Annotated in this window: 12 protein-coding genes; 7 read left to right on the top strand and 5 right to left on the bottom strand. The window is 45.3% G+C overall.

Annotation, left to right across the window (positions count from 1 at the left end):
* Positions 1-109: 109 nt before the first annotated feature.
* Complete coding sequence (locus R7093_RS16570; protein ID WP_104980013.1) at positions 110-1,414, bottom strand: MipA/OmpV family protein; 1,305 nt, start codon at positions 1,412-1,414, stop codon at positions 110-112.
* 235 nt (positions 1,415-1,649) lie between these two features.
* Here R7093_RS16570 and R7093_RS16565 point away from each other — a divergent pair, with 235 nt between their 5' ends.
* From R7093_RS16565 to R7093_RS16555, 3 genes are all read left to right on the top strand, one after another.
* Entirely contained in the window at positions 1,650-2,000 is a 351-nt protein-coding gene (locus tag R7093_RS16565; protein ID WP_017634942.1) for a hypothetical protein, read from the top strand.
* Between the two features lie 9 nt (positions 2,001-2,009).
* Positions 2,010-3,950, top strand: a complete 1,941-nt coding sequence (locus tag R7093_RS16560; protein ID WP_017634943.1) for an alkaline phosphatase D family protein — start codon at positions 2,010-2,012, stop codon at positions 3,948-3,950.
* A 189-nt stretch (positions 3,951-4,139) separates the two neighbouring features.
* Complete coding sequence (locus R7093_RS16555) at positions 4,140-4,580, top strand: TerB family tellurite resistance protein (RefSeq protein ID WP_017820644.1); 441 nt, start codon at positions 4,140-4,142, stop codon at positions 4,578-4,580.
* Positions 4,581-4,821: 241 nt separating this feature from the next.
* Here R7093_RS16555 and R7093_RS16550 read toward each other — a convergent pair whose 3' ends face one another.
* Positions 4,822-5,352 carry a 3'-5' exonuclease gene (locus tag R7093_RS16550; protein WP_213891665.1) on the bottom strand — a complete coding sequence of 177 codons (531 nt, stop codon included), beginning with the start codon at positions 5,350-5,352 and terminating at the stop codon, positions 4,822-4,824.
* 83 nt (positions 5,353-5,435) lie between these two features.
* Positions 5,436-6,977 carry a sensor domain-containing diguanylate cyclase gene (locus R7093_RS16545; protein WP_005377686.1) on the bottom strand — a complete coding sequence of 514 codons (1,542 nt, stop codon included), beginning with the start codon at positions 6,975-6,977 and terminating at the stop codon, positions 5,436-5,438.
* A gap of 291 nt (positions 6,978-7,268) precedes the next feature.
* Here R7093_RS16545 and R7093_RS16540 point away from each other — a divergent pair, with 291 nt between their 5' ends.
* From R7093_RS16540 to R7093_RS16530, 3 genes are read left to right on the top strand one after another with little or no spacing between them, the layout of a single operon-like run.
* Positions 7,269-7,901, top strand: coding sequence for a DUF2760 domain-containing protein (locus R7093_RS16540; protein ID WP_017634945.1), 633 nt, complete (start codon positions 7,269-7,271; stop codon positions 7,899-7,901).
* Positions 7,901-9,865: an Hsp70 family protein gene (locus tag R7093_RS16535; protein WP_238952326.1), complete on the top strand. Its 1,965-nt coding sequence runs from the start codon at positions 7,901-7,903 to the stop codon at positions 9,863-9,865. Before R7093_RS16540 ends, R7093_RS16535 begins: the two co-directional genes overlap by 1 nt.
* A 55-nt stretch (positions 9,866-9,920) precedes the next feature.
* Entirely contained in the window at positions 9,921-12,746 is a 2,826-nt protein-coding gene (locus tag R7093_RS16530) for an Hsp70 family protein (RefSeq protein ID WP_318146741.1), read from the top strand.
* Positions 12,747-12,831: 85 nt separating this feature from the next.
* Here the strand turns inward: R7093_RS16530 and R7093_RS16525 are convergent, their stop codons facing one another.
* Positions 12,832-13,026, bottom strand: coding sequence for a hypothetical protein (locus R7093_RS16525; protein ID WP_005377692.1), 195 nt, complete (start codon positions 13,024-13,026; stop codon positions 12,832-12,834).
* Positions 13,027-13,112: 86 nt separating this feature from the next.
* Here R7093_RS16525 and R7093_RS16520 point away from each other — a divergent pair, with 86 nt between their 5' ends.
* On the top strand, positions 13,113-13,799 hold the full coding sequence (locus R7093_RS16520) for a DNA-3-methyladenine glycosylase I (protein WP_039842930.1): 687 nt from the start codon (positions 13,113-13,115) through the stop codon (positions 13,797-13,799).
* Between the two features lie 86 nt (positions 13,800-13,885).
* Here the strand turns inward: R7093_RS16520 and R7093_RS16515 are convergent, their stop codons facing one another.
* A complete protein-coding gene (locus R7093_RS16515) occupies positions 13,886-14,863 on the bottom strand; it encodes a Gfo/Idh/MocA family oxidoreductase (protein WP_318146740.1) in 978 nt (325 codons plus the stop codon).
* Between the last annotated feature and the right edge of the window lies 1 nt (position 14,864).

The raw sequence follows: 14,864 nt of genomic DNA, 5'->3' as shown, positions 1-14,864 counted from the left end.
CGATATACGAAATTTCTCGTTGAAAGCAGCATAGTATTATTCATCATTACTCATAATGGGCGATAAATAAGTCAGTTGCAAATCCGACCTATATGCATCTCGCGATGCGCTAAAACTCGAACTGGAAATAAATAGTATTGTAGTTGCTCCCACCTTTAATTCGCCCAAACTGGGAAGCGCTTTCAAAAATCGCCGAGCGGTGATGCAATGAATAGCCCACCCACATATTGTTCCAGCTCTTTTGGTTGAAGAGATCGCCTACATTGACATCAAACGAGAAATCTAGGTAGTTGAGCAACTTGCTTGGTGTATAACCCTTGTCTTCCATTTCTGTGCCTTCAATATAGGTAATGCTATCAATATATGACACACCTTCCGCTACACCAAATCGCCAAGTCGTAGGCCAATTAACCGTATAATAAGCCTTAATCGCCATGACGTATTCTGTGCTCGCAGACTGAACACTGGACGACCAGTGATGAACCAACCCTGGCGTTAAATAAATATCAAGAGGAAAACCAAACAGCTCATCCGTTAATGGATGCCCATAAAACAATGAAGTAAGTTGATTGTCGTATGGGTCTTTTTCTCTCTCAAAGCTAAATATTTCACCGATGTTCGAAGGCGTCGCCCAACCATGCGCAATACGTAGATATGCTTTATTGCTCAGTGTCGGTTTCGGAACTTTGCTTTTATCGTTGAAAAAGCCAAAACCGACAAACACTTCTCCCTGATATCGATCTTCTACAAGCTGACTGTTGTAGGCGTTATCATCTAAGCGAGTAACACTCGTCTCACCCAATAAATACAAATTTGAAGTTACATGGTAACGCGCTTTAATACCAAGATTGGTGTCAAGCCCAGCTCCAATTCTCTCGCCAGTAATATCCTTAAAGGAATAATATTCACTATTGAAATCAGCGTCTTTGTATCGAATCGTAATCGATGGCTCTAATTCCCAATCCCCAAATACATAATTGGCTGCAAGGCGGTAATTAGAGTGAAACTGGAGTTCGTCGTCCGTCATCAACTCTACTTCTGCGCGCCAATTGTCGTTAATGCTATAACGCACTTGCCCACCGAAATCGACTCTGTCCCCTTCATTAGCATTTTGTAGCGACATGGGAATATCGACAAATCTCAATCGCATGAGTGCGCTCGCGCGCCAGTCGGAATCACTCTCGTTATACAAAAAAGCGCCACCTTCAATGCCATTGATATACACATGTTGGTTTTCAAAGAACATCATTGGTACAAATGTACTCACCGTAGAGTCATTATCGGCGGTATAAAACGGAATCGATGCTGTGCGATACATCGCAGCAATCCCCCACGTTTGTTCTTCTGCACCATGCGCAGAAGAAACTGCCGCAGCTAAAGGTAAAGCGAGTGTTGTTAGAATTAATCTCTTCATGAGTTCGAAAAATGTTGGTTGAGAAGCAGGCAAACATCAATGATTTGCCATTAAAAGCTTATGTTCTGCTGATGATAGCCGTTACAATGGCAAATGTTGTCATCCTCGTGACAGTTTGAGTCCCAAGATCATATTAATATTGCACGACTAGGTGAGCTTGTTTGCGAATATTTTACCATTACAACAAGCGCTTAAACTCTAGCTTAGTTCTAAATCAAACATAATGAAGTAAAAAGTGAAAGCATCAGAACTCATCTCTACCTTGAATCATTTACCCGCAGACACAGACCCAGACATTGTGATGGGAGAAGCATGGCTGCCAGAGAGGTTGATAGGGACTCAACTCGATGGTGACATGTTGTTTTTGCACTTTGATAATGCACCAGAAGATGGTCAAGGTGACGAAGAAGGGCGTGGCTTCGTCGAACACGAAATCGACCTAATTAGAACTCGGCTTCAGCAAATTTTGGATGAAGACAGTAATAACGCGTCAAAAGCCGATGCGATGCTTGGTTTGTTCCTTATGGGACATGAACTTAGTAGCTCGCAAGTTATCGAAATATTAGAAGAAGAAGCTGACACATAAGGAGCCGTTTTGCCAGCATTGATGAACACGACTGAAATTTCTTCACTTCCTCTTGTCGTTGCAGGTCCGATCCTACGTAAAGTGACCGCAACTGAAATCAATATTTGGCTAGTCACCACCCAACGCTTGGAGGGTATGGTGCAAATTACGGATGAAAATGCCTCCATCCTTTATCAAGCCCCTTTAAGTGAACAAAAAGAACAGCTTCAAATCGGCCTCAATGCGTGGTGTTGCTTACTTAAATTAGAAGGCGAGTTTCCAACCCATCAAGCGTTACGCTATCAAATAAAAACGCAATATGGATTAGTGACGGAACTGCTCCCTCACCTGACTTATGAGCGAGATAATACGCCAAACTTGGGTATTGAGTTCCTCGTTAGTGAAAAAGCGGATTATCTCCTACATGGCTCTTGCCGTAATCCCCATCACTTCAGTGATGATACATTGGTCGCTGCGGATCATAAAATCGCGTCTCAATCCATTGAAGAAAGACCGGATATGCTCATCATGAGTGGTGATCAAATCTATGCAGACCATGTTGCAGGCCCCACTCTCGATGCCATTGAGCAAGTCATAGCTTTATTGGGTTTGCCAGGCGAAGAATTCGATCAAGCTCCGATAAAAAATACCAATGACCTCTACCAACACCCTGCTTGCTATTATGGTCGAGATAAATTGTTGCCTCATTATGTGAGTGATGACAGTTTACTAAGTAAGTTTTTTCCACACCGAGGGACACCAATATTCAGCGCCAAAGAGTGTGAGAATCACCTAATAAGCTTTGCTGAGTGCTTTGCAATGTACTTATTGGTTTGGTCTCCGACCTTGTGGAAGCTTGTTCGAACGGATCGTTTATTAGAAAACGAATTTACTGTCGGCGGAGAAGTTCTTGAACCCAAATGGCAGCAGCAATGGCGCGAAGAAAAAAAACAAATTGATAAATTCGTCGCAGGTCTGGACAAGGTTCAACGCTTACTCGCTCACATTCCAACCTATATGATTTTTGATGATCACGATGTCACCGACGATTGGAATCTCACCATAGGCTGGGAACAAGCCGCATACAGCAACACGTTTGCAAAACGCATTATCGGTAATAGCTTGATTGCTTACTGGCTTTGCCAAGGTTGGGGAAATGCGCCAGAAAAATTCAATGATGAATTTATGAGCCTCGCTCAACGCTTTATCGATGAGCGAACCTCGCAAACCCAAGATGCATTTATTCAATATTTGTATCGCTTTGAGAATTGGCACTACACCATTCCTACGACACCAAAAGTTGTCGTGCTAGATACACGAACCAGACGCTGGCGTTCTGAGTCTAAAATGAACAAACCTTCTGGCTTAATGGACTGGGAAGCGATGATTGAGTTCCACCAAGAGCTCGTGCACCAAGACAAAGTTGTTATTGTTTCTGCCGCGCCAATGTTTGGTGTGAAATTTATCGAAGCACTACAACGTGTAGTGACCATGCTTGGTAAACCATTGATGGTTGATGCTGAAAACTGGATGGCTCACCCCGGAAGTGCGAATACTCTTATTAGTATTTTCACACACACAAAGACACCAACTAACTTTGTTATTCTCTCTGGCGACGTACACTACTCTTTTGCATACGATATTAAGCTCCGCTATCGAAAAAACAGTCCGAATATCTATCAAATCACCTGTAGTGGAATTAAAAATCAGTTCCCTACACAACTGCTCAATATTTGTGATGGCCTAGATAGACTGCTATACAGCCCTCGCTCACCTTTAAACTGGTTCACAAAACGTAAACGACTCAAGATTTACAAACGCGCACCAAGTACGCACAACTTTTATCGCTTGGTTAACCATAGTGCCATTGGTGAGCTACGCCTTGATGATGAAGGCAAACCAAGTCAAATTAGTATTCTGACGAGTGATGGTGACGAAGTTCATTTTCCACCGACACGTGCTGAAAGCTGAGTATCAATCCCCAAATGACTTGCCCTTTGTAAGAGGCAAGTCACCTTGAACTAACTCAGGAGTTTAGGTTTTTTGGTGAGAAAGTGGCCATGCTTAAATGTCAACGGCGTGCTAAATTTGGTATCGCACCTTGAGATCTTCCGTATTTATTACCATGTTAACCAAATAAACAATAGCTCGGTGTTCATTATGTTTAATTCTCTCACATCATTATTTAAACAACTCATTGATGGCTCTGATTTAAGCCAAACCAACACACTTTCCCCTAACATGGCTATCGCGTGTTTGCTTTGTGAAGTTTCTGGCGCAGACCATAGTGTCGATGATAGAGAACAAGAAACAAAGCGCTCTTTATTGATGAAACTGCTTTCGTTAAATGAAGAAGAATCAAATACTTTGTTAGAGCAAGCGCAACAGAAAATAAAAGATTCCGCTTCGCTGTACGACTTTACCTCTCAACTAAGAGAACTGACTCAAGAAACTCGTTACAACTTAATCAAAAGCATGTGGGAAGTCGCTTACGCAGACGGCGAAATTGACCCGCTAGAAGACGCGGTGATCCGTAAAACAGCAGAGCTACTCTATGTTGATCACAGCGAGTTCATTCGAGCGAAGTTACAGTCTCAGTAAAGTGACGAGATGAGTATATAAGTCGCTGGCTAACTCTAAGCTCCCCCTATAATGACAACAGATATCGCTTCTGTAGCCATAAAAAAACGCGCACTCTGCGCGTTTTTCAATAAGCCAACGACATTGTTATTAAAATACTGGTCAAGGTATGTGTTTAGCTCTTTCCACACTAAACAGACTGCATGACAAAACAACAATGGTTGGATGATTATTTAATTACAAGCTAGCTAGGTTCGAATAACTAAAACATGGTCAAAGCAAGCTTAGCTAAGTTATATGCATCTACATAGCCAGAGTGTTGACGCCCTTCCCAGTCTATTCCTTTTGCTTCTTGAGCGGCTCGATGGCCTATACGTTTATCTTTAAGACGATTTTGAATACGGTAGAGTGTCGCTAAGTTGATGAACTCTGTGAACGGTGCTTCAATACCTTTTTGCTTACACTCTTCTAGAAGAATGACGTCATCTCGCCCCCAAGATGCAAAGATTTTGTTGCGACCACCGAAGTTCTTAACCATGGATTTAAGCACTTCTTCTAGTGGGCGTCCTTGTTTTTCAATCTTACGTGGTGTGATGCCCGTTAACTCAGCGCAAAATAGAGAGACTTCATCGTGTTCTGGTTTCACGTAGTATTGAGCACGCTTGACTATCTCACCTTTAGACAAATCTATTTCAGCTAACCCCACTTCGATAATTTCACCCGTGCTGCCGACGCCATTTTCGTTCCAGCAACACATTTCTAAATCGAAGCATACAATACGGTTATGGTTCATAGTTTGCCTTGGTTCCTAACATAAAAATTTAAAGCGTGCGATTCTATCGTAACACGGCGTAAAACTCGAATTTGTGCGCCCATTTAATCGCCGATCGACACATTATTACGGCCGTTTTTTTTACTCAAATAGAGTTGACTATCCATTTTGTGATACAAGCTCTCAGGATCTTCTTCTTTATGGATAACCGCACCGATACTCAACGTACAGATAATTGACGCATCACCATAATCAAAAGCCGTACTTGCCACAACACTCCGTAATTTTTCTAGGTAAGCTTCTAGCACTGCTCTATCAATGACTTTAGAAATAATACAAAACTCGTCACCACCAGCTCGGTAAAACTTATCTCCCGGTTTTAAATTAGCACTGACCAGCTTAGTGACATGTTGTAACGCTTCATCTCCACCTAAATGGCCGTGTTTGTCATTAATCACTTTGAAGTGGTCGATATCAAAACCAACCAAGGCGAAGTTAACACCTTTGTTTATCTGATTAAGCAAATGATCGTTGAATGCTCGGCGATTCAGTAGTTGAGTTAGAGGGTCTCGCTCTGCCATTCTTTTTAATTCAACGGTTTTGAGCTCCAACATGACCGCTAAGCGCTCTTTTTCTCGAGACTGTAAATTCACAATCCAACTGATCAAAAAGGCGATTACCAATCCGGCTAGTGTCGTGCCCGCTAAAATAGAACGCTCCCAAGCTGAGACTGCGTCAGAAAGCTTAAAGTCAATACGCCATTCACGGTTAGGCAGTTGAATGGTCCGGCTTATAACCGTTCCTCGAATGTTGTCCCAGCTCGCACTTTGAAAGAGAACAGGGTCATCTGCTGCGTCGAATCCCAAATCTTCTACGCGCACCGACATATCGAGCTCCGTCGCGGTTTTCGTAATCAAATCCTCAAAGTAAACCGTACTTCGGATAACACCGGTCACTACTCCTAATAAATATTTGTTCTCGAAGTCGAACACTGGATGGAACACCAGCAACCCAGTCTTAGGTATGGACTTGTCATAACCATCTTGCAGTAAGCGAACTTTATCCGAGACATTCGCTCGCCCATTTTCGGAAATATCATCCAAGATTAAATCGAAGCGTTTGCGCGAAAAATAGAAACCCAATAGAGAAAGGTTTTCCGGTGTTCTTGGGTAGATATCCGACGCGATGAAAATTGGCTCATTGTGTTCAAAAATGTACCCGTAGGTTTTGGGACCATCTTTAGGAACGGTAAACGGTTGGAAGTTTGGAAATTTTTGACGGGTCTTTAAAATATGTTCATCAAGATCTTCAAATTCGACCTTTTGCATCCATTGAAGTCCAATGAGACTTCGCGAGCTATTAATCACTTGTTCCGCATACATGGGAAACGATGGCCAATAGCTTCGCTCAATCGAATGGAAAAAGTTTGCGCCCGCACCAATGAACTTTAGATCATTCTCGACGTTTGCTTTAAGTGATTCTGCTTGTCGGTCGGCTAAAGTATCAAACGTCGTCTGTGTATACCGTTGCTGCATTGTATAAGCAGCACCGACTACACCAGCAGTGACACATAAAGTCGCCAAAAAAGCTAAAATAGAGTCTGAATGTCGTTTTATAAAGCTCTTATGAGCGGTGCTTTGTGTCATATCGTAATTTTTGATACTTCCGTAAGTTAAACTTCGGGATCTATTGAAATACTGCGTTAGCAATGCACAAACATCAAGCAACAACCTATATTGGGGAGTCTGATCGTCGATTTTTCACTCTGTTCGTACGGTATAGTCACGAATTATTACAGCCTTAAGCCTTGAATATGCTACCATCCGTCATCATTTTAATGTCTAAACTTGGTGCAAGATCGCAAAGACGATCGTTTTAGTGAACAAATATGAGCCAATACTGAGCACCAATAAATCAATAGAAAGAGAAAAAACGTCATGAACATTGATTTGAACCTAATTCCTCAAACGTTCGATATGCTTCACGCAGGCCTAACCGCATCGAGCGTTTTGCTTCTTCTAGTTGCAGTGTCGCGCAAATCAAAAGTGGTCGAGAAAGTGGTAGAAAAACCAGTCGAGAAAATCGTCGAGGTTGAGAAACCAGTTGAGAAGATCGTTGAAGTAGAAAAAGTAGTGGAAGTAGAGAAAGTCGTAGAGCGTGTTGTAGAAGTTGAATCAAAACTTGCAACCGCATCAACGGACTCTGCAATGCAGCTGCTTTCTATCATGCAACAAGAAGCACGTCTGATTGACTTCCTAAAAGAAGACCTAACGTCATTCTCTGATGAAGAAGTAGGCGCAGCCGCTCGCGTAATCCACACTGGCGGTCAGAAAGTACTGAACGACTACGTGACGCTAGCGCACGTTCGTAACGAAGACGAAGAAACTCGCATTACGGTTGAAGAAGGCTTCAACCCACAAGAAATCCGCCTAACTGGCAACGTAACAGGCAGCGCGCCATTCAACGGCACGCTAGTTCACAAAGGTTGGAAAGCAACATCAATGACGTTGCCTAAACTGGCTGAGAACTACGATGCATCTGTGATCGCTCCAGCTGAGGTTGAGCTGTAATGGAACACATGAACCAAGAAAACCATTCTCAAGAAGCGTCTGTTGAAACTCAACAGACACCTAAATTCAGTGTTGGTATCGACTTAGGTACAACACACTGTGTCATGTCTTTTGTTGATACACACAACGAAGACGCTCGCGTTGAAGTGATGCCAATCCCGCAGTTAACTGCGCCGGGTACGGTAGAGACTCGTAGCCAATTAGGCTCTTTCCTTTACCAACCACACGAACACGAAATGAACCCGCAATCACGCGTTCTTCCGTGGTCGAGCGAGCCAAAAGCTCTGGTTGGTGCGATTGCACGTAACCTAGGTTCGAAAACGCCAATTCGTCTTGTTGCAAGTGCGAAATCTTGGCTTTGCCACGCTGGTGTAAACCGTCGTGATGCTTTCCTGCCAGCAGGTAGCCCAGAAGAAGTGGAAAAAGTATCCCCTCTTCGCGCGACAGAGCTTTACCTAGAGCATCTAAAAGACGCTTGGAATCACGCGAATCCAAATCACAACCTTGCCGATCAAGACGTAACTATTACGGTTCCTGCTTCTTTTGATCCTGCTGCTCGCGATCTAACTGCAGAAGCTGCACGCAACGTTGGTTTTGTGCACCTAACGCTTCTAGAAGAGCCACAAGCTGCGCTTTACAACTGGATTGATAACAGCAACGACAAATGGCGCGACGAAGTTGAAGTTGGCGACATCGTGCTTGTGGTCGATATCGGTGGTGGTACAACCGACCTTTCTTTGGTTGAAGTAACTGAAGACGACGGCAACCTAACTCTGAACCGCATCGCGGTAGGTGAACACATCCTACTTGGCGGTGACAACATGGATCTTGCACTTGCGTACCGCTTGAAAATGAAGCTAGCGCAAGAAGGCAAAGAGCTACAGCCATGGCAAGTTCAGGCAATGACACACGCATGTCGTGACGCGAAAGAAGCGTTATTGAACGACAGCGAACTTCAGTCAGTGCCAATCGTAGTACCAAGCCGTGGTTCTAAACTGCTTGGCGCAACGCTGAAAACAGAACTGACTCAAGAAGAAGTACAACAAACACTGGTTGATGGCTTCTTCCCTCAAGTTGCAATTACTGACCACCCTGTTCAACGTAACCGTGGAGCACTAACGCAAATGGGTCTGCCTTACGCACAAGATGCAGGCATTACTCGTCACATTGCAGCGTTCTTGTCTAAGCAAGCCAATGCTCTTTCTACTTCAGGAAATGGCGCAGAAGCAGCAGCTCAAGATTTCAACCCATTCGCTAACATGCCTGGTATGCCAGGTTCGGATGCAGCGCAGTCAGCTGACTTCATCAAGCCAACCGCAATCCTATTCAACGGTGGTGTTCTGAAATCGAAACTTCTAGCAACTCGTCTAGAAGACACGATCAACGAATGGCTAATTGAAGCAGATGCAGAAATGGCAAAACGCCTAACAGGTGTGGATCTAGACCTTGCAGTTGCTAGCGGTGCGGCTTACTACGGCTCTGTGCGTCGTGGTCAGGGCGTTCGTATCCGTGGTGGTATTGCTTCGGCGTACTACGTGGGTATCGAAAGTGCGATGCCAGCTATTCCGGGCATGGCGCCGCCAATGGAAGCACTTTGTGTTGCACCATTTGGTATGGAAGAAGGCTCAAGCGTTGACGTACCAAGCCAAGAGTTTGGTTTGATCATCGGCCAGCCAGTTAACTTCCAATTCTTCGGCTCAACGGTTCGTCGTGATGACCTAGCAGGTACTCACCTAGACTACTGGGCACCAGAAGAGCTTGAAGAGCTTCCAGAAATCCAAGTAACGCTGCCTGTATCTGAAGGTCGTCGTGAAGGTGAAGTGGTTCCAGTAACCCTAGCCTCTCGCGTCACAGAGCTTGGTACGCTTTACTTAGAAGCCATTGCCGCTGATAACGGTCAAAAATGGCATGTTGAGTTCGATGTGCGCGAAGACGCGAAAAGCAACTCAGACGAAGAAGAATAAATAGAAATCAAACGGCATCCAATCGGGTGCCGTTTTTAAATACACGAAGGTTTGTATGGCATCTCCTCGTTTTCTTGTTGGTATTGACCTTGGCACCACAAACACTGTTGTGGCGTACTGTGAAATCACCGACAACCTTGAACAATCCGAAGTATCCCTATTCGACATCGATCAATTGATTGGCCCGGGTGAAGTGGTTCGTAAGCCATTGCTGCCCTCTTTCCGCTATCACCCTGCGGTTGGTCAAATCTCCCCTTCTGACCTAACACTCCCTTGGGAAAACGAGCCTGTCTCTGGCGACATTAGTAATGTGATCGTGGGTGAATGGGCTCGTGAATTAGGCGCGAAGGTGGAAGGACGTCAGGTATCCAGTGCTAAAAGCTGGCTATCGCACCAAGCAGTGGATCGTAGTTCAGACATTCTTCCTTGGGCGGGCGCGCAAGACGTAGATAAAGTCTCACCCGTTATTGCCAGCGCAAGCTACCTCAACCACATTCGTCAAGCATGGAACTACCGTCACCCTAGCAATAAGCTAGAAGACCAAGATGTGGTTGTGACCGTTCCAGCTTCGTTCGATGAAACCGCTCGTAAACTCACGCTTGAAGCTGCACAGCTGGCTGGTTTAAAGAAAATCGTCCTGCTCGAAGAACCACAAGCCGTATGTTACGACTGGTACGCACGCCACCAGCAAACCGCAGCTGATGAACTCAAAGAGTTACCGCTGATTCTGGTGTGTGATGTGGGCGGTGGTACTACCGACTTGAGCTTGATTGAAGCCAGTTTCTCTTCTCAAGATGAACTAGCCCTTGATCGTATTGGTGTTGGCGAACACTTAATGCTGGGCGGTGACAACCTCGACTTAGCATTAGCGCACCTTGCGGAGAGCCGCCTTTCTCAAAATAAAGGGGAACAAAGTAAGAAGCTCACTGCTGCAAGCCTGACTAAGCTGATTCAGCAAACTCGCAAAGCGAAAGAAAACTTGCTTTCAGCGAGTGCACCTGAAGAAGTGAAGATCACCATGCTGGGCAGCGGCTCGAAACTTCTTGGCGGAACAAAGAGTATTGGGCTGAGCAAACAAGAAGTGCACCAAATCGCTTTAGATGGCTTCTTCCCGCTTTCTGATTTCAGTGAAGTGCCGGACAAGCGCCGCAGCGCCGTCGTCGAGTTTGGTCTTCCATACGTTGCTGACCCAGCTGTGAGCAAACACGTTGCCGAGTTCTTAACTCAGCACCAACAAGTTGCTCGTGCCGCTCTCGGCATTAAAGACGACAAACAAAATGCAATTCCGGTAGGTTTGCTACTTAACGGTGGTGTGTTCAATAGTGAACTTGTGACTGAGCGAGTCACTACCCTACTGTCCGATTGGCGCGGCGCTCCGGTTACGGTATTAGATAACCCACATCCAGATTGGTCTGTTGCACTAGGTGCTGTTGCGTTTGGTAAAGCACGTCGTGGTGCACAGCTAAAAATTGGTGGTGGTGCAGCGCGTTCTTACTTCTTGCATCTTCAAGAAAAGAACAAGATGGGCAAAGCGCTCTGTTTGCTTGCAAAAGGGACAGAAGAAGGTCACGAGATCCGCTTAAGTGGTCGTCGTTTCTCGCTTACCCTAGGTGAACCTGTTCGCTTTAACCTGCTGACTTCTACCCACGACACCTTAACCAATAACACCGCTATTCAAAACGGCGTGATGGTTGACGTTGACCCCGACTTATTTGCTCCTCTGCCACCTTATATCACCACCCTTGAAGGTGAAGGTGCCGAACTGCAAGCCAACCAAAAAGAGCGCGTAGAAGTACAACTGGCGTGTCAGTTGACTGAAGTCGGCACGCTTAAGATGGAATGTGTCAGCGCAGAAGACGACAACAAACGTTGGGAGCTAGAATTCGAAGTTCGTAACAAGCAAACCGATGACAGCGAGCAAGTTAAACTTCACCCTAAGTTGAACGAATGTAAGGAGCTGATCGCTCGCCTTTACAGCGGTAATAAGAAAAGCGCGGAAAGCAAAGAGATCAAAACCTTAGCCAAAGATCTTGAGAAGAAACTTGGCAAACGCGATGAATGGGATTTCACGACCCTACGTCAACTGTTCGATACCTTTGCACAAGGTCGTAAGCGTCGCCGCCGTTCAGAACAACACGAGAAAAACTGGCTTCGTTTGGCTGGCTTTGCACTGCGTCCGGGCTTTGGCGATCCAACCGACTCATGGCGTATTGAGCAAGTTTGGGGTCTCTACCAACAAAACATTCAGTTTAAGAACCATCAAGGTTGGACCGACTGGTGGGTGTTCTGGCGTCGTATTGCCGGTGGTTTAAGCCAAGAGCAACAAGAGACCATCTTGGCGGACATCGCGAAATACCTACATCCTGGTGCGATGAAAAACCCACAATCCGCCAAAGCGGCACAAGATATGGGTTACGAGTCGATGGTGCGCTTGTCTGCCTCTCTGGAGCATTTAGAAGTCGAAGACAAAGTTCTATTGGCAACGTGGTTCTTGAGCAAAGCCATCAACCATAACCAGTTCGAACAAGCACACTGGTGGGCAATGGGTCGCTTGGCATCACGTACGCCTTTATATGGCAGTCAGCATAACGTCGTTCCTCGTGAACAAGCGGAACAGTGGTTGCCTAAGCTGCTAGAGCAGAACTGGCAGAAAGAGCCAATGATCGCTTTCGCAGCCGTAATGATTTGTCGTAAGACGGGCGACCGCCTATTCGATATCTCAGACGACTACCGTGATCAGGTACTGGCTAAGTTGAAGCAAAGCAAGGTACCTGAATCTTGGGTATCACTGGTTGAAGAAGTCAAAGAGCTATCTGAGAGCGAATCGAAACGTATCTTCGGTGATGCACTCCCAAGCGGTCTGACACTGGTAAATAACTAGGCTCTCACGCTTATAAACGCAACAAAGCCCTTCTCGTGAAGGGCTTTGTTTTATCTGATTCTAATAGCTGACGAAAGACGACTCGTTAGTTCATTTCCGTATTGATCACCACATCACGCGTTTCATTATCCATATCACTGATGCCAACAACTGAGATTTCACGGTCAGATAAATTCTCAATCATGCTGTCTTCTAACCCACCGTCCGTCATCCACGCATAGAATTTTTCCGCAATACGATCCGAACCTTCTCCGACAAACGTTAATGTGACCTTCTTCATTTGTGACACTCCATCAATTTACGATTCAGCCACTTAAGCGTAGTATGTTTCGCAAATATCGACATAAACTAGGACTAACTTCTTTTATGAGTATCGAAAAATTTGACGCGATTTATCAGCGCGCTGCCGAGCGTAAAGGTGGTGAAGATCAACTTGAAGCGCTTTTGTCTCATCCACTAAGCAAAGAAGAGCTGGCAGCGATTCCCGACGACCGTTGGCTGGCCGCTTTTTCGATGAAAGTATTCCAAAGTGGGATTTCGTGGAGCGTGGTTCGCAACAAGTGGCCGAACTTCGAAGAAGTGTTCTTTGGGTTTAAGATTGAGCCGCTATTGATGCTGTCAGATGAGCAATGGGAAACCAAAGCAACAGATAAACGCATTATTCGCCACCTCACTAAAGTCATGTCGATCCCTGCCAACGCACGTATGATCCACGAAGCAAAAATCGAATACGGCTCGTTTGGCAAAATGGTTGCCGATTGGCCGCAAGAGAAAATCACCGACCTATGGGCATATTTGAAGAAACGCGGTAATCGCCTAGGTGGCAATACCGGTCCTTACACACTGCGTCAAATGGGCGTTGATACCTTTATCTTGTCTAGTGACGTCGAGGCATACCTGCGCAATTGCAAAATCATTGAAGGTGGCAAAGATACGAAAAAATCGCTCGATGCAGCCAACAAAGCGTTTGTTCAATGGCAACAAGAAAGTGGTCGAAGCCTGTCTGAGATCAGCCAAATCATTGCGTTCAGCACCGGCGATAATCGCATTTAATCCAGACTGAACACAAAATAAAAAACGGCGCACCAAATATTGTATTTAGTGCGCCGTTTTTATGTTCATTGGTTCAAAGTACAGACTTACTTTGAAGCCAGTGATTCCCACTCAGTCAGTAGCTGCATAATACGATGAGAATCGTCCCATGTTGCACAAGGGTTTTCTAACGAGGTACGCCCTGCTTCAACCGCTTGGCGAATATTGCGCACTTGATAGAAGAAAGCGTCCCCTGCCGCTGGAACAGACACTTCACGCTTCGACGTCTCGTAAATTTCCACACTAAACTGGTTTTCTTGCGTTGGTAGCCATGGGTTTGAATCTAACGTAATACAGCCTTTGCTACCCAGAATGGTGAATTGGTGTTTCAATCCGTGATCTTCGGCAGTGTGTACGCTCGCCGTTTGCTGCTCACCGAATTGCATCATCAAACTCGATTCACAGATATTCCCATCGCTACCTCGTCGACCGATCGCCGTCATTGAACGATTCTCAAAGGTTTGTTCACCCAACATGGTTTTCACCACCAAATGCACCAATGACATTGGGTAACAACCTAAGTTATACAAAGCACCTTTACTGTCTGGATTCACAAAGTGCGCAATCGATGCAATGTAAGAAGTATGCATCGAGCGAAGTTCACCAATCTCTCCCGATTTAAGCACCGAAACCAACTCGCTGATCAACGGGTGATGCAAGTACATTAAGCCTTCAGCAAAGAACACCTTGTGCGCTTCTACTGCTTGAAGTGCCAGCTCGGTTTTTTCCATATCTACCGAAAGTGACTTTTCACACAAGATCGCTTTTCCCTGCTCTGCCGCTTTAACGATAAAGTCATGATGAAGGTGATTTGGCAATGCGATGTAAATAATGTCGACTTGCTCATCGGCAATCAATGCATCGGAATCGTTGAACGTATTCTCGATGCCATATTGCTCAGCGAATGTCTTTAAGTTCTGCTCCGAACGCCCAGCAACCGCGTACAGTTCACTCTTGTCATCGCCTTGGATTGCTTCAGCCATGACACCTGAGATAAAGCTTGTGCCTAAAATGCCCCATTTCATG

It is taken from the genome of Vibrio sp. 1580 (assembly GCF_033340055.1).
Note: the sequence above shows the minus strand (reverse complement) of the source record. Positions and strands in the feature narration are given on the sequence as shown.

What these genes read in the sequence shown, in the direction of transcription:
- R7093_RS16570 (WP_104980013.1), bottom strand. Translation starts at nt 1,414, where the DNA reads ATGAAGAGATTAATTCTAACAACACTCGCTTTACCTTTAGCTGCGGCA.
- R7093_RS16555 (WP_017820644.1), top strand. Translation starts at nt 4,140, where the DNA reads ATGTTTAATTCTCTCACATCATTATTTAAACAACTCATTGATGGCTCT.
- R7093_RS16550 (WP_213891665.1), bottom strand. Translation starts at nt 5,352, where the DNA reads ATGAACCATAACCGTATTGTATGCTTCGATTTAGAAATGTGTTGCTGG.
- R7093_RS16545 (WP_005377686.1), bottom strand. Translation starts at nt 6,977, where the DNA reads ATGACACAAAGCACCGCTCATAAGAGCTTTATAAAACGACATTCAGAC.
- R7093_RS16540 (WP_017634945.1), top strand. Translation starts at nt 7,269, where the DNA reads ATGAACATTGATTTGAACCTAATTCCTCAAACGTTCGATATGCTTCAC.
- R7093_RS16535 (WP_238952326.1), top strand. Translation starts at nt 7,901, where the DNA reads ATGGAACACATGAACCAAGAAAACCATTCTCAAGAAGCGTCTGTTGAA.
- R7093_RS16530 (WP_318146741.1), top strand. Translation starts at nt 9,921, where the DNA reads ATGGCATCTCCTCGTTTTCTTGTTGGTATTGACCTTGGCACCACAAAC.
- R7093_RS16525 (WP_005377692.1), bottom strand. Translation starts at nt 13,026, where the DNA reads ATGAAGAAGGTCACATTAACGTTTGTCGGAGAAGGTTCGGATCGTATT.
- R7093_RS16520 (WP_039842930.1), top strand. Translation starts at nt 13,113, where the DNA reads ATGAGTATCGAAAAATTTGACGCGATTTATCAGCGCGCTGCCGAGCGT.
- R7093_RS16515 (WP_318146740.1), bottom strand. Translation starts at nt 14,863, where the DNA reads ATGAAATGGGGCATTTTAGGCACAAGCTTTATCTCAGGTGTCATGGCT.